This is a genomic window from Rhodococcus sp. NPDC058505 (genome assembly GCF_042720095.1).
Classification (GTDB): Bacteria; Actinomycetota; Actinomycetes; order Mycobacteriales; family Mycobacteriaceae; genus Rhodococcus_G.
In genome coordinates this window covers 75,478-96,138 of sequence record NZ_JBHXNB010000002.1, presented here as the reverse complement: position 1 = coordinate 96,138, position 20,661 = coordinate 75,478, and the positions used below count along the sequence as shown (strand labels likewise).

Below are 20,661 nucleotides of genomic sequence, written 5' to 3'. Positions count from 1 at the left end.
GCTTTCCGTGCAGCGCACTGGGTTACAGAGGAAGCGGATCGGCCCGCACCCGACGGTCGAACCCGTCCGGGAGCACCAGCTCCGGCGCACCGTGCCGCGATCGCGGCGCCATCCCGAAGGCCTCCACCGACTGGCAATACTTCGACACCCGGATCACCGACATGTTCAGGCGCGCGGTCAGATCCGTCGCCCAGTAGGGGACCCGCTCGTTCGCCTTGAGCTCGACGATCGCCAGCTTCGGCGGGATGATGTAGCGGTTCTCGGCACCGGAGGCGAAATGGAAGTCCCGATCCCGGCCGTGCACCTTATGATCGATCGTGACCCGCAGCCCGAGATCCGCCTCCCTGCCGACGAACGCCTCCCGCAGGTAGCCGGTGGTCACCGTCGGACGCAGATCAAGGTTCCCGATCAGCGTGGTCACCTCGTTCACGAACGGTCGCTGCGACGGATCACCGTCGATCTCCTCGCGGCCGTTCAGCCAGCGCTGAGCGAGCCCGTACGGCAACGCGATCCGGCGCTTCTGGGTCACCCGGTTGACCCGCTGCTTGATCTCGATCTGAACCGGGGTCTCGTCGGTGCACGCGGCAGGCGGGCCGTACAGCCGCAGCCGCAGCTTGCGCCGGAACTTCAGGCCCTCGATCTTCTCCCAGTAGAACCGCAGATCGGGGGTGTCGTAATACAGCGACGTCACCGGGTAGCCGCCGTGCGGCGAGTACGGGTCGGTGTCCATCCGCGCGGCGAGTTCGGCCCGCAGTTCGGGCACCTTCATCTCGTCGACGAAGTACTTGATCTCGTACCGGTTGAACGCGTGCAGCCTGCTCGCGGTCCGCTGGTAACCGGTGGGATCGGTGAGGACATCCTCCGTCCGGTGCCTGCCCTCCGCGGAGGGGGTGCGGAAACGGTCGAACAGTCCCATCGGATCGGCCTTCCTCGGTCTCGGTCGAACGTCGGACGACGTTCACCAACCGATCACACCGGCTTCACCTTGTCGCTTCATGGGATGAACCTGGCAGTTCGCTGCCAATGCTGGGCGGCGAATCGAAGCCATGGCGTGAGACGACCGTGGCCACCCGGGCGAACTGCCCGGGTGGCCACGGTCGGTGCGACGGGGCTACTACGAGGAGCCGAACAGCCCGTCGAGGCTGCCGGTTCCGCCGCCCTCGCTGCCCGGGACGGTCAGCTCCTGCGGATCCGACGCCGAGTCAACGAAACCGGACGCGCCGACGAACTCCGCGGTGACACTGAACGTTCCGGCACTGGCGAACGTCGTCGGCAGGGTCGCGACGCCGTCGACCACCGGGACCGGGGCACCGAGCGGGGTGTTGCCGAGCAGGAACTGCACCGTGCCGTTGGCGTCGGCCGGGTCGATCGTGGCCGTCAGGGTGACCGGTCGACCCTGGGCGACGGTCCCCACCGCCGCGAGGCTGGTGGTGGTCCGGACGGCCGCGGCCGGTGCGGTGGTGACGCTGACCGGGAAGGCCGGGGCGACGGACGCGGCGACGCCCTCGGTGCCGGAGTAGCGGGCGACCACACTGTGGGTGCCGGTGCCGGTGAACGTGTACGGCGCGACCGCGACACCGTCGGTGCCGACCGTGCCCGTCACCCGGTCGCCGCCGCCGATCGTGAACTCGACGGTGCCGCCCTGGACGGCGGGGGTGACCTGTGCCCGCAGGTTGACGTCCTGGCCGACGTAGGCCCGGTCCGGTGCGGTCATCACGACGCTGGTGACGATGTCGTCGGTGCTGACGTTGATCGTCTTCGGTGCTGCCGTCGACCCGCCGAAGCCCTGCGTCCCGGAGTACACCGCGGTGACCGTGACGTCGCCGTCGGTGTCGAAGGTGTGGGTGATGCTGGCGGTGCCGTCGGTGACGGCGACCGGGCCGCCGAGGTCCGTTCCGTTGATCGCGAACTGGACGGTGCCGCCGGTCGCGGCCGGGTCGACGTTCGCGGTGAGGGTGACCTCGTCGCCGTTCTTCACCGCGCCCGGTGCGGCGATCGTGGTGGTGGTCTGCTTGTCGGCCTCGATGATCCGCGTCGTGGCGAGCGCGCCTGCGCCCGCGTTGAGCGGGGCGGAGGAGGTGTCGCGTGGGGTGCACTGGGTCGGTGCCCACGCGGTGATGCCGAAGGGTGCGCTGGCCCGCGGCAGGAACGTCATGAAGTTCTCGTCCTTGCCCCACTGGCCCGCGGTGCCCGCGGTGCGCAGCGTGATCTCGACCGCCCCCGACGGCCCCGCCTTCAGCCGGGCCCTGACCTGCGGCAACTGGAAGGTGGTCTCCGCGCCGCCCGCAGCCCTCGCGACGATGCCGCCCTCGCTGTTCTTGCTCGAGTTCGGGCCGTTGCCGATGGTGGCGTTGTTGCCGGACAACCGCAGCACCCCGCCGTTCGGGTCCACGTTGCCGGACTCGTTGACCCGCAGCACGTTCGGCGCGACACCGCTCAACCCGGTGCTCGTCCCCGGTACCACCTCGGCGCCGAGAAACTCCACGTTCTGCGGCATCGCGACGTCGATCTTGATGCGCGAGACGTTCACGACGTTGGCCCCGGAGGTCGAATTGGGGAAGCTGATCGTCGACGGGAGGATGGTGACCTCGAATTCCTCACCGGCGGCAACGGTCTCGGGGGCGTCGACCGTCACCCCGGCGTCGTCGGTCTGGGTCTGCGGCCCGGCCACCGCGGACGGGGTGGCCAGGCACGAGGCCTTGAAGTTGGTGACGGCGGGCGCTGCGGAGGCGGGCACCCCGGCCAGCAACGTGATACCGGCGATCGCACCGGCCCCGATCGGCGTCATGATCCCGCGAATCTTCTTCTGCACGAATACTCCTACGGATGAATACGAAGCGGTGGACCGCCGCCCGGACCCGGAATGCTCCGCGGGCCCGGGCGGGGTGGATCAGAAACCGAAGAGGTCGGTCAGCGACCCGAAGTCGGCGCTGCCGGTGCCGCCGGGCGCACCCGCAACGGCAACGGTGAGCACGGTCGGTCCGGAGACCGAGTCCTTGAAGCCTGCGCCCCCGGTGAAGCCCGCGGTCAGCGCGTAGGTGCCGTCGATGTCGAACGTGTGGGTCAGCGTCGCGACGCCGTTGACCACCGGAACCGGGGCACCGATCGTCGTGGTGCCCGCCTTGAACTGCACGGTGCCGCCCGCGTTGGCCGGATCGACGGTGGCGGTGAGGGTCACCGTCTGGCCGACGATGGCGTTGCCGGACACCGACAGTGCGGTCGACGTTGCCGCGCGGGTGTCCGGGTTGCGGACGGTGACGGTGAAGCCCGCCGAGGTGGACGGGGTGAATCCGGAGGCGCCGGTGAACTCGGCGACCACGTTCGCGGTGCCTGCGGCGTCGAACGTATGCGGCAGCACCGCCACGCCGTCGGCGGTGCCGACCGGGGCGGACCCGATCGTGGTTCCGTCGACGGTGAAGGTCACCTCACCACCGCCGGGGATCGGGAACACGGTGGCGGACAGGTTCACCGGGGTGCCGACGGTGGCGGTCACGGGTTCGAGGACGGTGGTTGTGGTACCGAAGTCGGCGTCGGTGACGGTCAGATCGGCCGCGGCCGAGGAGGATCCGTTGTAGCCACCGGCCCCGATGAACCGGGCGGTGACGCTGTGCGAACCGGCCTCGGCGAAGCTGCGGGTCAGGCGTGCCGTGCCGTTCGCGACGTCGACGGGTGCACCGAGATCGACGGCCCCTGCCGTGAACTGGACCTGGCCGGTCGCGCCCGCCGGATCGACCGTCGCGGTGAACTCGACGTCGTCACCGACGGTCGCGGTTGCCGGCGCGGACAGGGTGGTGCTGGTGTCCGCGGTGACGTCGACGGTCGTCGCACCGGACACCGAGCCGTGGAACCCGGCACCCGCGACGAAGGTGGCGCCGATGCTGTGGGCACCCGGGGCGTCGAAGGTGTGCGACCGGGTGGCGGCGCCACCCGAAACCGGAACCGGGTCACCGATGTTGGTGTTCCCGTCCGTGAACTGCACGGTGCCGACCGCGTGTGCGGGTCCCACGTTCGCGGTGAGCGTCACCGGCTCCCCGGTCTTCGCGGTGGCCGGGGCCTGCAGCTCGGTGGTGGTGGCGACGTTCGGGTCGACGACCCGCAGCCAGGCGCCCGCCGGGTTCGCACCCTGCTGCGACTGGAACGAATAGACGTCGAAGACGAAGCCGGCCTCGTAGTCGCCGAAGGCCTGGGCGTCGGGGATCTTGTAGGTGACGGCAAAGTCCACGCCGTTCTTGAAGCCGCTGCCGAGTCCCCAGATCGTGCCGCACCCACCACCGGCGCAGCTGGCCCTGACCCCGGCGGAACCCTCGTCGGTGACGTTGGCCTGCTTGCTGATGGTGTGCGAGATGTACTGGAACCCGGCGGGCTGGATCTGTCGGATCGCGGTGGCCGTCCGGTCGACACCGCCGTTCTTCCAGATCTTGGCGGTGAGGGTGACGGTATCGCCCGGGTGGACGACATTGACACCCGGCTGGGCGCGGTCGACGGCGGCGCCGTTGACCGCGGACAGGCTCAGGTTCCACCGCAGGTTGTCCGCGGACCGGTCGCCGGACCAGGCGGGCGGCGGATCGTCGGCGGCGGCGATCCCGTTCGTCACGCCGAGCACGAGCCCGGCGGCGGCCGCTGCCGCGATGATCGGTGTCGCGAGGCGACGGGGAAGGGTCAGGCGCACTGCTACCTCCTCGGCGGACCAGCCGGAAGGCGGCCCTCATGCGTGATTGCGGTCACATGTCGGGAGGGGAGGGTAATGGCATTGCAAAGCACAGGGAGCGGTTTGCTGAACATTCGTCCAGATCAATCGGACATTCGTCCAACTGAACGACACGGGGCCGGCACCCTCGGCACAACGCAACCCGCCGCCCCGGACCAGGTCCGGAGCGGCGGGTTGCCGAGATGATGCCGGGCGACGCTGACCGGCGGTCTTCCTACCGTTGCGGGGCAGCGGTGGGCTTGATCGGGGACGGCAGGAAGGTCTGCCCGCCCTCGAGGTAGGCGTCGACGGCGGCCGCACACGAACGGCCCTCCGCAATCGCCCACACGATCAGGGACTGTCCGCGGCCCATGTCACCGGCCACGAAGACTCCGTCGACATTGGTGGTCCACTCGTCGGAGCGGGCGACGTTGCCGCGGTCGGTCAGGTCGACGCCGAGATCGGTGAGCAGGCCCGGCTTCTCCGGTCCGACGAACCCCATCGCGAGCAACACCAGGTCGGCCTCGAGATCGAAGTCCGAGCCCTCCACCTTCTGGAAGCGGCCGTCGACCATCTGGACCTCGTGCGCCTTGAGCGCGGTGACCTTGCCGTTCTCGCCGACGAATTCCTCGGTGTTGACGGAGAAGACGCGCTCGCCGCCCTCCTCGTGCGCCGAGGACACCCGGTACATCAGCGGGTACGTCGGCCACGGGGTGGAGTCGGCACGCTCCTCCGGCGGGCGCGGCATGATCTCGAACTGGTGCACGATCTCCGCGCCCTGCCGCAGCGAGGTGCCGAGGCAGTCGGCGCCGGTGTCGCCGCCGCCGATGATGACGACCTTCTTGCCCTCCGCCGTGATGGTCGGCGCGTCGAGATCGCCGAACTGCACCCTGTTGGCGATCGGCAGGAACTCCATCGCCTGGTGGATGCCGTCCAGCTCCCGGCCGGGAATCGGCAGGTCGCGGGCCTCGGTGGCGCCGCCGGCCAGCACGACCGCGTCGTACTGCGCCCTGAGCTCCTCGGCGGTGATGTCGACACCGACATTGACGCCGGTGCGGAAGACGGTGCCTTCGGACTCCATCTGCACCAGGCGGCGGTCGATGTGCCGCTTCTCCATCTTGAACTCGGGGATGCCGTAGCGGAGCAGGCCACCGATGCGGTCGGCCCGCTCGTACACCGTCACCGTGTGCCCGGCGCGGGTCAGCTGCTGCGCGGCGGCCAGGCCAGCCGGGCCGGACCCGACGACCGCGACCTTCTTGCCGGTCAGGCTGGAGGTGCGGATCGGGTTGACCCAGCCCTCGTCGAAGGCGCGGTCGATGATCTCGACCTCGACCTGCTTGATGGTGACCGGGTCCTGGTTGATGCCGAGGACGCAGGACGCCTCGCACGGGGCCGGGCACAGCCGCCCGGTGAACTCCGGGAAGTTGTTCGTCGCGTGCAGCCGGTCGAACGCCTCCCGCCACTGATCCTTGTAGATCAGGTCGTTCCACTCGGGAATCAGGTTCCCGAGCGGGCAGCCGTTGTGGCAGAACGGGATACCGCAGTCCATGCAGCGGCTGGCCTGGGTGCGGAGGGTCTTCGAGTCGAAGTCCTCGTACACCTCCTTCCAGTCCATCAGCCGCAGCGGCACCGGCCGCCGGACCGGGGTCTCCCGGGAGGTGTGCTTGAGGAAGCCATTCGGATCAGCCACGAGCGGCCTCCATGATCGCCTCGTCCACGTTCTTTCCGTTCTTCTTCGCGGTGTCGATCGCCACGAGCACCTTCTTGTAGTCGCGGGGCATGACCTTCGCGAAGTGGTTGACCTGCTGTGACCAGTCCGCGAGGATGCGCGCGGCAACCTCCGACCCGGTCTCGTCCCGATGCTTCTCCACGGTGGCCTTGAGCCACGCGAAGTCGTCGTGCTCGAGGTCCTCGAGGTCCACCAGTTCGGTGTTGAGGTTCGCCTCGAAGGACCGGTCGGCGTTGTAGACGAACGCGACGCCGCCGGACATGCCCGCACCGAAGTTGCGGCCGGTCGCACCGAGGATGACGACCCGGCCGCCGGTCATGTACTCGCAGCCGTGGTCGCCGACGCCCTCGACGACGGTGGTGGCACCCGAGTTGCGGACCGCGAACCGTTCACCGGCCACGCCGCGGAAGTACGCCTCGCCGCCGGTGGCACCGAACAGCAGGACGTTGCCCGCGACGATGTTGTCCTCGGCGACGAATTCGCTCGGCGCCTGCAGCGACGGCCGCACCACGATGCGGCCACCCGAGAGGCCCTTGCCGACGAAGTCGTTGGCGTCGCCGTTCAGGCGCAGCGTCATGCCCTTCGGGACGAACGCGCCGAAGCTGTTGCCCGCCGAGCCGGTGAACGTGATGTCGATCGTGTTGTCCGGCAGTCCTTCCGCGCCGTACACCTTGGTCAGCTCGTGGCCGAGCATGGTGCCGACCGTCCGGTTGACGTTGGTGATCTTCGACTCGATCCGCACGGCAGCACCGGCGTCGAGTGCGGGCCGGGCCTGGGCGATCAGCTCCTGGTCCAGCGCCTTGTCCAGCGCGTGGTCCTGGGTTCCGGTGCAGTACAGGTCCTGGTCCGGGAACGCCGTTGTCGGCGCGGCGAGGATCGGTGAAAGGTCCAGCTTGGACGCCTTCCACACCTCCTGCGCCTTCGTGGTGTCGAGGACGTCGACCTGACCGACCGCCTCCTCGAGGGTGCGGAAGCCGAGCTCGGCGAGCAGCTCACGCACCTCCTCGGCGATGAACAGGAAGAAATTCTCCACGAACTCCGGCTTGCCGGTGAACCGGCTGCGCAGCAACGGGTTCTGGGTCGCGACACCGACGGGGCAGGTGTCGAGGTGGCACACGCGCATCATGATGCAGCCGGACACCACGAGCGGAGCGGTCGCGAAACCGAACTCCTCGCCGCCGAGCAGCGTCGCGATCATCACGTCCCGGCCGGTCTTCATCTGACCGTCGACCTGCACCACGATCCGGTCCCGAAGACCGTTGAGCAGCAACGTCTGCTGCGTCTCGGCGAGGCCGAGCTCCCACGGCGCACCCGCATGCTTGAGCGAGGTGAGCGGGGAGGCGCCGGTGCCGCCGTCGTGACCGGAGATGAGCACCACGTCGGCGTGCGCCTTGGAGACGCCAGCGGCGACGGTGCCGACACCGACCTCGGAAACCAGCTTCACGTGGATGCGGGCCGCCGGGTTGGCGTTCTTCAGGTCGTGGATCAGCTGCGCGAGATCCTCGATCGAGTAGATGTCGTGGTGCGGCGGCGGCGAGATCAGGCCGACGCCCGGCGTCGAGCCGCGCACCTCGGCGACCCACGGGTACACCTTGTGCGGGGGCAGCTGGCCGCCCTCACCGGGCTTGGCACCCTGCGCCATCTTGATCTGAATGTCGGTGCAGTTGGTCAGGTAGTGCGAGGTGACACCGAAGCGTCCGGACGCGACCTGCTTGATCGCGGACCGGCGCCAGTCACCGTTCTCCTCGACCTCGAAGCGCCGCGGATCCTCGCCGCCCTCACCGGAGTTCGAGCGTGCGCCGAGCCGGTTCATCGCGATCGCGAGGGTCTCGTGGGCCTCCGCGGAGATCGAGCCGTAGCTCATCGCACCGGTGGAGAACCGCTTGACGATCTCGCTCGCCGGCTCGACCTCGTCGATCGAGATCGGCTCGCGCAGACCGGACTTGAACGCAAACAGGCCACGCAGGGACGCCAGTCGCTCGGACTGGTCGTCGACCATCTTGGTGTACTCCTTGAAGATCGAGTACTGGCCGGTGCGGGTGGCGTGCTGCAGCTTGAAGACCGTGTCCGGGTTGAACAGGTGGTACTCGCCCTCACGGCGCCACTGGTATTCGCCGCCGACCTCGAGCTCGCGGTGCGCGCGCTCTTCCTTGCGGGGCAGGTAGGCGTGCTGGTGCCGCACCTTCACGTCGGCCGCGATCTCGTCGAGCCCAATACCGCCGAGCTGCGACCGCAGGCCGGTGAAGTACTCGTCGATGAGCTCCTGCGACAGGCCGATCACCTGGAACAGCTGCGCACCCGTGTACGAGGCGAGGGTGGAGATGCCCATCTTGGACATCACCTTGAGCACGCCCTTGCCCGCCGCCTTGATGTAGTTCGCGACACCCTGCTCGTAGGTGACGCCGGTGAGCTGGCCGCTCTCGATCATGTCCTCGATCGACTCGAAGGCCATGTACGGGTTGACCGCGGCGGCACCGAAGCCGACGAGCATCGCCATGTGGTGCACCTCGCGGGCGTCACCGGCCTCGACGACCAGGCCGACCTTCGTGCGGGACCGCTCCCGCACCAGGTGGTGGTGCACGGCCGCGGTCAGCAGCAGCGACGGGATCGGCGCGAACGTCTCGTTCGAGTTGCGGTCGGTGAGCACGATGATGCGGGCACCGCCCGCGATCGCCTCCGACACCTGGAACCGGATGCTGTCCAGCGCGGCGCGCAGGCCGGCGCCGCCGTCCGCGACCCGGTAGAGGCCGGGGATGACGACCGAGCGGAAGCCGGGGAACTCACCGTCGTCGTTGACGTGGACCAGCTTCGCGAGGTCGTCGTTGTGCAGAATCGGCGAGGGCAGGAACAGCTGCTTGCAGGAGTCCGGTCCCGGGTTGAGCAGGTCGCCCTCGGGGCCGATGCTGCCGCCGATGCTGGTGACGACCTCTTCCCGGATCGCGTCCAGCGGCGGGTTGGTGACCTGCGCGAACAGCTGCTGGAAGTAGTCGAACAGCAGGCGCGAGCGGGCGGACAGCACCGCGATCGGGGTGTCGGTGCCCATCGAGCCGAGCGCCTCACCGCCGGTCTTCGCCATCGGCGCGAGGAGGATGTTCAGCTCCTCGGTGGTGTACCCGAACACCTGCTGACGGATCAGCACGCGCTCGTGGTTCATGTGGATGACCTCGCGCTCGGGCAGGTTCTCGGTGCGGACCATGCCCGCGTCGAGCCATTCCTGGTACGGCTGCGCGGCGGCGAGCTCGGACTTGATCTCGTCGTCGGAGACGATGCGGCCCTGCGCGGTGTCCACCAGGAACATCCGACCGGGCTGCAGGCGGGTCTTGGTGACCACCTTCGCGGGATCGATGTCGAGGACGCCGACCTCGGATGCCATCACGACGAGACCGTCGTCGGTGACCCAGACCCGGCTCGGGCGCAGGCCGTTGCGGTCGAGGACGGCGCCGACGACGGTGCCGTCGGTGAAGCACACCGACGCCGGGCCGTCCCACGGCTCCATCAGCGCGGAGTGGTACTCGTAGAACGCCTTCCGCGCCGGATCCATGCTCTCGTGACGTTCCCAGGCCTCCGGGATCATCATCAGCACGGCGTGCGGCAGGCTGCGGCCGCCGAGGTGCAGCAGCTCAAGCACCTCGTCGAAGCGCGCGGTGTCGGAGGCGCCGGGGGTGCAGACCGGGAAGATCTTCTCCAGCTTGCCCGCACCGAACACGTCGGAGGTGATGAGCGCCTCGCGGGCCCGCATCCAGTTCTCGTTGCCGGTGACGGTGTTGATCTCGCCGTTGTGCGCGACGCGGCGGAACGGGTGCGCCAGCGGCCACGACGGGAAGGTGTTGGTGGAGAAGCGCGAGTGCACCAGGCCCAGCGCGGACTCCATGCGCTCGTCCTGCAGGTCCAGGTAGAAGCTCTTGAGCTGCGGGGTGGTCAGCATGCCCTTGTAGACGAAGGTCTGCCCGGACAGGCTGGGGAAGTACACCGACTCCTTGCCGGGGCCGTCCGCGCCTGCACCGCCGTCGCCGAGCTCGTGCTCGACGCGCTTGCGGACGACGTAGGCCCGGCGCTCGAGGTCCATGCCTGCCAGGCCGGTCCCGGCCAGGAACACCTGCCGGAAGGTGGGCATCGCGTCGCGGGCCATCGCGCCGAGCGACGACGCGTCGGTGGGGACCGCGCGCCAGCCGAGGACCGTCAGGCCCTCGTCCGCGGCGATCTTCTCGACGCCGGCTGCTGCCTCGTCGGCGGCGGCCTCGCCCTGCGGGAGGAAACCGATGCCGGTCGCGTAGGCGCCCTCGGCGGGCAGCTCGAAGTCGACGACCGCGCGCAGGAACGAGTCCGGGACCTGCAGCAGGATGCCCGCGCCGTCACCGCTGTTGGGCTCGGCGCCAGCGGCGCCGCGGTGCTCGAGGTTCACCAGCGCGGTGATGGCCTTGTCGACGATGTCGCGGCTGCGGCGACCGTGCATGTCGACGACGAACGCGACACCACACGCGTCGTGCTCGTTTGCGGGGTCATAGAGGCCCTGGGGTCCGTGAGACCGGTGGCCTGGAAATTGCTTCATACCTAGCCTTCGTGTGCGTGAAAGTGCACAGACGACCAGCAACGCTGATGGCCATCACGTGGCAAAACGAGCGCCGACACAGCGTCGGATCGGCGCGCCCACCCTGCGGTCGCGGCGGACGGATCCGGCGGGGGTTCCCGCCTCCGTCGGCTCGACCGGGTGGCCCTCTGGACTCTTGTGTGTCCAGCATGTTCCGAAAACGATAATTCACGAAACCCACATCGCGCCAACCAAGGGTAGCCTTTTCTGGCCGCGACCTGGGGTGATTCGTTGGACGCCCGGTCAGAAGCGGCCCGCGTCGGCGCCGAACACCGCGCCGAGAACGGTAACAATCCCCGCCCGCGGGTCGAACTGGTCCGCCGCCGCGGCGGGCTCGGCCGGGGTCGGCGGCGGGGTCAGCCGGTGCAGGATGACCCCGTCCAGGTAGTCGGTGAGGAGCACCGCGTTCCGGTGCGGATCGGCGGCCCCGAGCATTGCCAGCATCGTGCTCCCCCACGCCACCAGTTCGGCGCGGCCCGCACCGATCGGGGCGGCCAGCGTCGGGTCGGTCGCGGCGGCGGCGACCAGCACGAACCGCGCGGTGGTCCGCACCCGGTCCCGGCCGACGGCGAGCAGCACGTAGCCGGCCAGCCCGTCGGCGAGGTCGGTCAGCGTCGCGGGCAGCCGGGCGGCGCCGAGCGACGCCCAGTCTTCCCTGTCCCGCTCGACGAGCCGCGCGACCACGGCCGCGAGCAGCGCATTCCTGGTCCGGAAGTGGTTCGACGTGGATCCCTGCGGCAGGCCCGCCGCCGCGTCGACACCGCGATGCGTCAGCCCCTTCAGGCCGCGCGTGCCGAGGAGGGCGATCGCGGCGTCCAGCGCACGGTCCCGGTTGGCTGGCATGCCCGGAACACTACCGAGGTAGTCCCCGACCGCCGGCGCAGGCAAAGACTACCGACGTAGTGATGCGGCACTACGTCGGTAGTAGGGTGGCGGTCATGCGCGGAACCGTGACCATCGTCGGCGGCGGCATCGGCGGGCTGACCGCGGCCACGCACCTGATTCGGGCGGGGTGGGAGGTTCGGGTGCTGGAACGCTCCCCCGCGGTACCGGACACCGGCACCGCGCTGGGAATGTGGCCCGCGGCGCTGGATGCCCTCGACGCGGTCGGGCTCGGCGACCCGATCCGCGGGCGCGGCGTCGCGCTGCCGTCCGGCGCGATCCTGCGGCCCGACGGCAGCACGATCGCCCGGCTCGCCGTCCGCGGGTCGCCGGTCCTGGTGTCGCGGCCCGCCCTGCTCGGCGTGCTCGCCGCCGCCCTGCCCGACGGGGTGCTGCGGTTCGGCCGGACCGTCGACGCCGTCCCGGCCGGGGCCGACGTGGTGATCGGTGCGGACGGGATCGGCAGCGGCATCCGGGAGGCGATCGCCGGCCCGCGGTATCGGGCGCGGCCGCTCGGGATGACGGCGTGGCGCGGCTGGGTGCCCGGCGACACCGACGTCACCGCCGAGACCTGGGACGCCGGGGCCCTGTTCGGGATCACCCCGCGCGACGGCGGCCTCACCAACGTCTTCGCCGCGGCGCGCGTCAAACCTGGATTGCCGGACGGTGGAATTGCGTTCCTGCGCACCAGGTTCGGCGGCTGGCATGCCGAGGTTCGGGACGTCCTCGACCGTCTCGACGGGGCGGCCCTGCTGCATCACGACCTGTACGAGTCGCCTGCGCTGCCGTCGTACGTGCGCGGCAACGTCGCGTTGATCGGCGACGCCGCGCACGCGATGGCGCCGAACCTGGGTCGCGGCGCGTGCGAGGCGATCGTCGACGCGGCCACCCTCGCGCGTGCCCTGTCCGAGAGTCCCGACGTCGCGACCGCGTTGCGCCGCTACGACCGCGCGCGTCGATGGCGGACGCGGATGCTGGTGCGCGGCTCGCGGATGATGGGCCGGGTCGCGACCGCAGGCACGCTGATCCGACTGCGGGACGCGGCGCTCGGGGCGGCGACCGGAACCCGGCGGACGGTGTCCTGAGGGGAAAGGCCCCGAAACGACTACTGACCGCAGCGATTCGAATCAGCTGCGGCCAGTGCTGTCGGTAACCATAGCGTGACCGGATCGTGATGTCGCCGCACTGTGGGCAGCGTCACTGCGCCAGCCGGCCGACGACCCAGCCGGCGGCCTGCGGGCTCGACCGCAGAGCGGAGTGATCGACCGCGGGGGCGCCGGGGAAGGCGTCCTCGAACAGGGTGTTCGTGACGCCGGGTTCGTCGATGAACGAACAGCTGGGGGCGGGGGTGGCGATCTCGTCGCGGGCGGTGGCGAGGATCGAGTAGGACACCCCGGCCTGGGTGACCGGCCCGGATTCGAACACCTCGCGGTGCACCCGGGAGCCGGGCGCCAACTGGAGCGCGACCGCGAGGTCCGGCGACAGGTGCCCGAGCAGCGGCGGCAGGAACGGCAGCGCCCGCAGCACCTGGACCGGCGTGACCGCCGGGTTGCGGATCCCGTACGCGGCAAGGAAACCCGCGCCGTCGCAGGACCGGCCCTCCGGTGCCAGGAACACGGCGTGGGTCACGGCGGGCGCCCCGCCGAGAACCTTCAGGTAGTAGTTCGAGACGACGCTGCCCGCGGAGTGGGCGACGAGGTCGACGGTGTCCGCGCCGGTGTGTTCGCGCACCGCGGCCACGAACGACGCGAGCTGCGCGGCCGCGTCCGGGATGTTCCCGGCCCACCGCGTGCCGTCGACGACGCCGCCCTGAAACACCAGCGTGCAGGCGCCGGCGTCGCGGAGCGCGGAGGTGACGGTGGCCCACTGGTCGGCGGTCTGGGCGGTGGTGCCGTCCGCGCCGGGCAGCACGATCACCGGCCGGGGACGTGCCGCGGTGGACGCGCAGTCGATCGGCGGCACCACCGCCTCGCCTGCGGGCAGCGCCACCGGATCGAGCGACCCCGATCCGGGGGCCGCCTGCGCGATCGCACCGGTGCCCACCGCGACCCCGATCGCCAGCAGCGCCGACGCCAGCACCCGCACACCACCCATGACCGGTCCTCCCACCCTCATCCCCTGCGCGACGCGTCGACGGTAGCCCGGATGGCACGATCGCGCGGATCACGGCGCCCCGGGCCGCATTCCGCGGATCATCCGGTCCCGGAGGCTGTCGTAGATCGGCGCGGCTCCGGCGAGCTGCGCGACGAGCACCGCCATCGCCGTCGCGGCCGCCATCGGGACGGTGAGCTCCGCGGTCGCGGTCATCTCGATCACCAGCACGATGCCCGTCAACGGTGCGCGGACCGTCGCACCGAAGAACGCCGCCATCCCGACGACCGCCATCGGCACCGTGAGCGCCGCGAGGTCGGCGGGCAGGACGGCGTCCGCGAGCCGGGTGTAGAGCACACCCCACAGGGCGCCGACGGCGAGCAGCGGCGCGAACAGGCCGCCGGGCGTCCCCGCGGCGTAGGAGAGGGGCCCGGCAACAAACCGGACCAGCAGCAGCGTGAGCACCGCCGGCAGCAGCAGCGTCCCCCCGCCGACGATCTCCTGGGTCAGGGTGTCGCCGCCGCCCGCGGCCCGCGGGTCGGCGATCAGCAGGCAACCGATCAGGGCGCCGATCATCGCCGCCCGCACCGCTGGCGGAACCCGGCCCGCTGCCGCGGCGAGGTCGAGGAAGCCGATCACGAGCCGGTTGTATGCGACGCCGAGCAGGCCGGTCAGCAGGCCGAACACCGCGAACATGGGCAGCCACGCGATCGCGGGGGCGGCGCCGGGCCGGACGTCGAAGTCGGGGTGGTCGCCGAGCACCAGCCGGGAGCAGGCGACCGCGACGGCGACCGCGAGCAGGGTGGGGACGACGATCCGCAACCGGAACGTGTGGGTGACCTCCTCGAACGCGAACAGCGCCCCGCCGACCGGGGCGTTGAACGCGACCGCGAGCCCGGCGCCTGCGATGGCGGACTGGGTGAGCCGGACGTCGTCCGTCCCGAGGCGGGCGCGGCGTCCCGCCTCGGCGCCGATCGCGGCACCCATGTGGACGGTCGGGCCCTCCCTGCCGAGGACGAGACCGCCGCCGATCGCGAGCAGTCCCCCGACGAACTTCGCGGGCACCAGCGGCAGCGTCGGCGGCGCGGACTCGCCGCGGGCGGTGGCCTCGACGTGCTGGATGCCGCTGCCCGCCGCGAGCGGCATCCGCTGCGCGATCACGGCGGCGGACGCGGCGCCGACGGCGGTGACCGCGACGGGCACCAGCCACGCCGGGCCCGGTGCCCGATCCGCCCAGTCCAGGAGGTCGAGCCGCCACCGGTCGGCGAGCCGCAGGCACCACCGGAAGGCGCCGCCGACGAAACCGATCGCGACGCCAGCGCCGAGCGCCACCGCACACAACAGCACCAGCCCGCGGGTGGGGTCGTCGGAACCTGCCGGTGTGTGCGCCATGTCGGCTTCCATGGAGGTGCACGGTGGTCCCGCCCAGTATCGCCGACTTGGGGCGCCCGCACCGGGGTCCGGGACACGACGGCGGGACGCAATCGCCGGAAACGGCAGGGGCGGTGGGCGATAGTGGGTGCATGCGGTCGACCTGTTCCCTGTACATCGATGCCGGCTACCTCCTCGCGTCCGCGGCGACGCGGATCACCGGGACGTCGCTGCGCAGCGGGATCCACGTCGAGTACGCCCCGCTGATCAGTTCCCTGGTCGACGCCGCGGAGGCGCGGTCGGGTCTGCCGGTGCTGCGCGTGCACTGGTACGACTCGGCTCGCGACGGCATCCCCGACTGTCAGCAGGAGCGGATCGGCGAGCTCCCGAAGGTGAAGCTTCGGCTCGGCCGGTTCGGGTACACCGGCGAGCAGAAGGGCGTCGACATCCGGATCGGCCTCGACCTGGTGGCGCACGCCCGCAACGGCGCATCCGATGTGTTCTTCCTCGTTTCCGGCGACGACGACCTCACCGAGGCCGTCGAGGAGGCGCAGGTGCACGGCGTCCAGGTGGTGCTGCTCGCCGTCCCCACCGTCGGCGGCAAGCCGCACGGGGTGAGTAGGCACCTGATCCGGGCCGCCGACGAACTCGACAGCATCGACGGGGCCGCGGTCGACGCCGCGGTAATGAAGGTGGACCGGCAACCCGTGCCGGCGCCGGCCCCGGTGCCCGCGCCGCGCACCCCCGCGGTGGCGGCGGCCCGGCCGACCGCCCGCACCCCCCTCGACGTGGCGACCGCGGCGCACCCCCCTGCCGCGCCGCGGCCGTCGAGCGTGCTCGCCTACAGCGTCTCGACCGGATCCCCCGCACAGGCGCAGCGCGGCTACGAGGACGTCGACCGCGACGACCTGATCGACGAGGTGGTGCTGCGCGTCCTCACCTCGTTCCGGGAGAGCGCCACCCCCGCGGGCCTGCAGGAGCTGCAGAACGCGAAGCCGTCGATCCCCCGCGACATCGACCGCGCGCTGCTGCTCGATGCCTCCGACGTGATGCAGCGGTACGACCTGGACGAGCGGATCCGGTACCGGCTGCGGGCGCGGTTCTGGGAGAAGTACGACGAGAGCTGAACTGCCGTGGGCCGCAGTGCTGTTCGGCGATTCGCCGCAGGCCTACCGATTCGGCGCTGGCTGCACTACCCCTGTGCACAAGCCTTTTCCGGCGTGCACAGGGCAGTGCGCGTCGAATAGCCCTGCGTGTGCCGCAGAAGGTCTGTGGACTGCCGCACGATCGGATGACGGTCCCGCCGACCGGACGTTCTCGACGGGACCGCGTCCCCCGCTCACGCGTCGTGACTGCTGTCCCTGGTGAACCTGACGCGGTGGACCTCCTCGTCGGGTCCGGTGAGCAGGTACCGCCGGGGCGTGGTGCCGACCGTGCGCCGGAACGCCGCCAGGAACGCACTCGCGGTGGCGTACCCCACGGCGTGCGCCACGCGCGACACCGGCTGCCCCTCCGCCAGCAGCGGCAGGGCCGCGCGCAGCCGGACCCGGGTGCGCCACCGATCGAAGCTCATCCCGGTGTCGCGGCTGAACTGCCGCGTCAAGGTCCGCCTGCTCACCCCGACGACGCGCGCGTGGGCCTCCAGGCCACGCGGGTCGGCCGGATCCGCGAGCAGGGCGTCCGCCACGATCCGGACGCGCTCGTCGGTGGGCTGCGGCACCTCGATGGGACGGGTCGGCAGCGGGTGCAGCAGGTCGGGCACCACCGCCTCGGCGCGCAACCGCGCCTCGTCGGGCAGGTCGTCCCGGGCCAGGTACGCCGCCAGTTCGGCCAGCAGGCCGTCGATGCCGACCACCGTGGGCTCGGTCCAGTCCAGCGGGCACTGCTCGGGGGCCAGATACAGGCTGCACAGCACCGCGTCGCGGGTGGCACCCGTCGTGTGGGAGATGCCAGCGGGTATCCACAGCGCCCTGGTCGGCGGCAGAACCCAGTACAGCTCGCCGACCCCGACGCTCAGGACTCCCCGGCGGGTCCAGGCGATCTGGTGGTGGGTGTGACGGTGCTCGGGGATCCACTCCCCCGAGGCCAGCGGGAAGTGACCCACGACGATCGCGCCGATGTCCTCCATGCGACATAGTGTGGCCTCCGTGCGGATTGTGGCCAACTGTGGCGGGTCATAGCGTCGTCTCGTGCCGATGATTCTGCTGTGTCTCGTCCAGTTCATGCTCGTGCTCGATGACACCGTCGTGAATGTGGCCCTGCCCAGCATCCGAGATGAGCTGGGATTCAGCCCATCCGGCTTGCCCTGGGTCGTCAACGCCTACTTCCTCGCGTTCGGTGGGCTGCTGCTGCTGTGTGGCCGGATGGCGGATCTGCTGGGCCGCCGGCGCGTCTTCCTGATGGGCGTTGCGCTGTTCGGGGTGGCCAGCCTGGCCTGCGCGATCGCGCAGGAGCCGTGGCAGCTGGTGGTCGGGCGATTCGTGCAGGGGGCGGGGGCGGCGATGGCCAGCCCGGCGGCGATGTCGATGATCACGTTGCTCCATCCGGGGCGGGAGGAGCGCGCCAGAGCGCTCGGCATCTGGGGTGGCATCGCGGCACTGGGCGGCACCTCGGGGCTGGTGCTGTCCGGGGCGCTGACGGAGCTGGTCTCCTGGCGTGGCATCTTCCTGATCAACCTGCCGATCGTCGCGCTTGCCCTTGCGCTGCTCCCGCGGCTGCTCCCCGAGTCCCGCGCCCCGGGCCAGCGCCACCTCGACGTTCCCGGCGCGGTGCTGGTGACCGGTGCCGCCGTGTCGCTGGTGTACGGACTGCTGCGGGCCAGCGAGACTGGCTGGAGCGATCTGATCGTCGTCGGTGCCGTCGGGCTGTCCGCCGCCCTGGCCGGGGCGTTCCTGACGGCGGAGTGGCGATCGACGGCGCCGCTGGTGCCGATGTCGTTCCTCGCCTCGCGCACGCGCGCCATCGCCAACGTTGCGACCCTGCTGTTCTCGATGGCGATGTATGCGATGGCGTTCCTGTTGATGATCCAGATCCAGACCGTGCTGACGTACAGCCCGCTGCTGGCCGGCATCGCCTACCTGCCCTACGGCGCGGGCATTCTGGCGGGGATGTGGCTGTCCTCCCGCGTCTCCGTCAGGATCGGCACCCGCTGGGCTCTGCTCCTGGCCTTCCTGATCAACATCGTCGGACTGCTGCTGCTGTCCGGTCTTGCCGCTGGCGATTCCTACGTCACCCATGTGCTGCCCGGAATGCTGGTGCTGAGCGTGGGCAACGGGCTGAGCCTGCCGGTCCTGGCCGTGACCGCGGTCGACGGCACCACCGACAAGGACGCCGGGCTCGGCTCGGCGCTGTTCACATCCGTCCAACAGATCGGCGGCGCCATCGGCGTAGCCGCACTGGCCATCCTGGGCTACTCGGGTGGACTCACCGCGGGCGCGGTCTGCCTGGCGCTCGGCGCGGTGCTCATCGTCATCGCGCTGCCGCGGCCTGACCACCGCGCACGGCCGTCTGCCGGGCGTGGCGCCGATGACCGCAGCGTGCCGTCCGCCGCGCAAACCTGAACGACGACAGCAAAAAAAGAACGAGGTCACGACCTCTTTCGAGTTCGTGACCTCGTTCGTCGCAGTTCGTGGAACTGCTCCTGGTGGGCGAAGGGGGACTTGAACCCCCACGTCCCGAAGGACACTGGCACCTGAAGCCAGCGCGTCTGCCATTCCGCCACTCGCCCGAGCGACGCTGGAAACACTAGCACGCACCATGCCGAAATCACGATTCGCCCGTCTGACCTGCGGCGATGCGCGCCGCCGATGACGTTGTCGCGCGTCACGGATACCATGCAGAAGCGGTCGCGGTTGACCGCGACACGCGGCGAGGTCGAGAGGAGGCGACGTGGGTATCGTCCAGCGCTTCGAACGGAAGCTTCAGGGCGCCGTCGGCGACGGTCTGGCCCGGGTCTTCGGCGGAGGAGTCGTTCCCCAGGAGGTCGAGTCCGCGCTGCAGCGCGAGGCGGTCGACGGGTTGCAGCGGCTCGACGGCGGGCACACGCTCGCCCCGAACTCCTACGTGATCACGATCAACGAGTCCGATCACGAGGAACTGTCCTCGGATCGGGAATTGACGGTGCGGGCGTTCTCCCGCCACCTTGAGGACTTCATCCGTGACCAGGGGTGGCAGACCTATGGGCCGGTTTCCGTACGGTTCGAGGCATCACCCACACTGCACACGGGGCAGTTCCGGACCAGTGGTGCGGTGGATCCGGATGTGGGGACAACCCCTCCCCCTCGACCGAATCGGCAAGTAGCCTTACCGCCCGCGAACGCACGACCCTCCGCACCGAAGAATTCAGGAGCTGGCCAGATGACCCAGAACCCAGGTTTCGACCCCTCGCGTGAGCCCGCCGACGAGGGTCGCTACCCGCAGGACCGGCAGGTCAGCGCCCAGAATGGCAACGCCTACCCGAGCTACTCCGCGGCGGGCGGCGGCTACGACCAGCCCCGCAACGGCTACGCGCAGGGCGGCGCGCAGCAGCGCAACGGTGCCGAGTACCCGGCGAACCCGTACCCGCAGACGGACTACGCGAACCCGTACCCGCCGAACCCCGACTACGCGCAGGGCGGCAGCGACTACGCCTCGGCCGACTACGCGCAGCAGGACTACGCGAACCCGTACCCGCCGAACCCGGACTACCCGGCCTACGGCCAGCAGCAGCCCGACTACGCGCAGCAGGACTACGCGAACCCGTACCCGCCGAACCCGGACTACCCCGCCTACGGCCAGCAGCAGCCCGACTACGCGCAGCAGGCCGACTACGGGCAGCAGGACTACGCGAACCCGTACCCGCCGAGCGCCGACTACCCGGCCTACGGCCAGCAGCAGGGCTACGGCCAGCAGCCGCAGCAGCAGCAGTACGGGCAGCCGTACGGCGGCGACTTCCAGGGCGGCTTCGAGCAGAACCGCGCCCTCACCGCGACCCTGCAGCTCGAGGACGGCAGCGGCCGCAACTTCCAGCTGCGGGAGGGCCGCAACGTGATCGGCCGCGGCCAGGAGGCCCAGTTCCGGCTCCCCGACACCGGTGTCTCCCGCCGCCACATCGAGGTCCGCTGGGACGGCCAGGTCGCGATGCTGTCGGACCTCGGTTCCACCAACGGCACCACCGTCAACGGCGCTCCCGTGCAGGACTGGCAGCTGGCCGACGGCGACGTGATCCGGGCCGGGCACTCCGAGATCCTGGTGCGTATCGTCTAGTTACCGGACAGTTACCCAGTCCGACGTGGCCAACCCGACAGCAGCGGAACTCCGCAGGAATTCCGTATT

13 protein-coding genes and 1 tRNA gene are annotated in these 20,661 nt (G+C 70.5%); 4 read left to right on the top strand and 10 right to left on the bottom strand.

The window, feature by feature from the left end:
• Positions 1-22 precede the first annotated feature (22 nt).
• The 6 genes from ACFWPA_RS02050 to ACFWPA_RS02025 all read right to left on the bottom strand — a co-directional run bounded on the left by ACFWPA_RS02050 (position 23) and on the right by ACFWPA_RS02025 (position 11,847).
• Positions 23-916 (bottom strand): polyphosphate polymerase domain-containing protein, encoded by an 894-nt coding sequence (locus ACFWPA_RS02050; RefSeq protein WP_378509296.1) that lies wholly within the window; start codon positions 914-916, stop codon positions 23-25.
• A 198-nt stretch (positions 917-1,114) separates the two neighbouring features.
• Positions 1,115-2,812: an Ig-like domain repeat protein gene (locus tag ACFWPA_RS02045; RefSeq protein ID WP_378569571.1), complete on the bottom strand. Its 1,698-nt coding sequence runs from the start codon at positions 2,810-2,812 to the stop codon at positions 1,115-1,117.
• 78 nt (positions 2,813-2,890) lie between these two features.
• Positions 2,891-4,669, bottom strand: a complete 1,779-nt coding sequence (locus tag ACFWPA_RS02040; RefSeq protein ID WP_378569570.1) for an Ig-like domain-containing protein — start codon at positions 4,667-4,669, stop codon at positions 2,891-2,893.
• Between the two features lie 253 nt (positions 4,670-4,922).
• Complete coding sequence (locus ACFWPA_RS02035) at positions 4,923-6,377, bottom strand: glutamate synthase subunit beta (protein WP_378509300.1); 1,455 nt, start codon at positions 6,375-6,377, stop codon at positions 4,923-4,925.
• On the bottom strand, positions 6,370-10,965 hold the full coding sequence (gltB, locus tag ACFWPA_RS02030) for a glutamate synthase large subunit (protein WP_378509301.1): 4,596 nt from the start codon (positions 10,963-10,965) through the stop codon (positions 6,370-6,372). The genes ACFWPA_RS02035 and gltB overlap by 8 nt, the downstream gene beginning before the upstream one ends.
• A gap of 282 nt (positions 10,966-11,247) precedes the next feature.
• Positions 11,248-11,847 (bottom strand): TetR/AcrR family transcriptional regulator, encoded by a 600-nt coding sequence (locus tag ACFWPA_RS02025; protein WP_378509302.1) that lies wholly within the window; start codon positions 11,845-11,847, stop codon positions 11,248-11,250.
• Between the two features lie 95 nt (positions 11,848-11,942).
• On the opposite strand from ACFWPA_RS02025, the gene ACFWPA_RS02020 reads away from it, so the two are divergent.
• On the top strand, positions 11,943-12,971 hold the full coding sequence (locus ACFWPA_RS02020) for an FAD-dependent monooxygenase (RefSeq protein ID WP_378509303.1): 1,029 nt from the start codon (positions 11,943-11,945) through the stop codon (positions 12,969-12,971).
• A 112-nt stretch (positions 12,972-13,083) separates the two neighbouring features.
• Here ACFWPA_RS02020 and ACFWPA_RS02015 read toward each other — a convergent pair whose 3' ends face one another.
• Both ACFWPA_RS02015 and ACFWPA_RS02010 read right to left on the bottom strand, forming a co-directional pair.
• Positions 13,084-13,980, bottom strand: a complete 897-nt coding sequence (locus ACFWPA_RS02015) for an esterase/lipase family protein (protein WP_378509304.1) — start codon at positions 13,978-13,980, stop codon at positions 13,084-13,086.
• Between the two features lie 69 nt (positions 13,981-14,049).
• The gene (locus ACFWPA_RS02010; RefSeq protein WP_378569569.1) at positions 14,050-15,369 is read right to left on the bottom strand and encodes a ClC family H(+)/Cl(-) exchange transporter; all 1,320 of its coding nucleotides are present in this window, start codon (positions 15,367-15,369) and stop codon (positions 14,050-14,052) included.
• A 131-nt stretch (positions 15,370-15,500) separates the two neighbouring features.
• Between ACFWPA_RS02010 and ACFWPA_RS02005 the strand changes: the two genes are divergently transcribed.
• Positions 15,501-16,475, top strand: a complete 975-nt coding sequence (locus tag ACFWPA_RS02005; protein ID WP_378569568.1) for an NYN domain-containing protein — start codon at positions 15,501-15,503, stop codon at positions 16,473-16,475.
• 212 nt (positions 16,476-16,687) lie between these two features.
• On the opposite strand, the gene ACFWPA_RS02000 is transcribed toward ACFWPA_RS02005, so the two are convergent.
• The gene (locus ACFWPA_RS02000) at positions 16,688-17,476 is read right to left on the bottom strand and encodes an AraC family transcriptional regulator (protein WP_378509307.1); all 789 of its coding nucleotides are present in this window, start codon (positions 17,474-17,476) and stop codon (positions 16,688-16,690) included.
• A gap of 67 nt (positions 17,477-17,543) precedes the next feature.
• On the opposite strand from ACFWPA_RS02000, the gene ACFWPA_RS01995 reads away from it, so the two are divergent.
• Positions 17,544-18,908 carry an MFS transporter gene (locus tag ACFWPA_RS01995; RefSeq protein ID WP_378569621.1) on the top strand — a complete coding sequence of 455 codons (1,365 nt, stop codon included), beginning with the start codon at positions 17,544-17,546 and terminating at the stop codon, positions 18,906-18,908.
• An 81-nt stretch (positions 18,909-18,989) separates the two neighbouring features.
• On the opposite strand, the gene ACFWPA_RS01990 is transcribed toward ACFWPA_RS01995, so the two are convergent.
• Positions 18,990-19,075: transfer RNA gene (locus tag ACFWPA_RS01990), tRNA-Leu, on the bottom strand.
• A gap of 161 nt (positions 19,076-19,236) precedes the next feature.
• Here ACFWPA_RS01990 and ACFWPA_RS01985 point away from each other — a divergent pair.
• Entirely contained in the window at positions 19,237-20,592 is a 1,356-nt protein-coding gene (locus ACFWPA_RS01985; protein ID WP_378569567.1) for an FhaA domain-containing protein, read from the top strand.
• The last annotated feature ends 69 nt before the right edge of the window (positions 20,593-20,661 follow it).

Coding starts and splice junctions, on each gene's coding strand:
- ACFWPA_RS02025 (WP_378509302.1), bottom strand. CDS start 11,847: ATGCCAGCCAACCGGGACCGTGCGCTGGACGCCGCGATCGCCCTCCTC.
- ACFWPA_RS01995 (WP_378569621.1), top strand. CDS start 17,544: ATGATTCTGCTGTGTCTCGTCCAGTTCATGCTCGTGCTCGATGACACC.
- ACFWPA_RS02005 (WP_378569568.1), top strand. CDS start 15,501: ATGCGGTCGACCTGTTCCCTGTACATCGATGCCGGCTACCTCCTCGCG.
- ACFWPA_RS02010 (WP_378569569.1), bottom strand. CDS start 15,369: ATGGCGCACACACCGGCAGGTTCCGACGACCCCACCCGCGGGCTGGTG.
- ACFWPA_RS02015 (WP_378509304.1), bottom strand. CDS start 13,980: ATGGGTGGTGTGCGGGTGCTGGCGTCGGCGCTGCTGGCGATCGGGGTC.
- gltB (WP_378509301.1), bottom strand. CDS start 10,965: ATGAAGCAATTTCCAGGCCACCGGTCTCACGGACCCCAGGGCCTCTAT.
- ACFWPA_RS02020 (WP_378509303.1), top strand. CDS start 11,943: ATGCGCGGAACCGTGACCATCGTCGGCGGCGGCATCGGCGGGCTGACC.
- ACFWPA_RS02050 (WP_378509296.1), bottom strand. CDS start 916: ATGGGACTGTTCGACCGTTTCCGCACCCCCTCCGCGGAGGGCAGGCAC.
- ACFWPA_RS02000 (WP_378509307.1), bottom strand. CDS start 17,476: ATGGAGGACATCGGCGCGATCGTCGTGGGTCACTTCCCGCTGGCCTCG.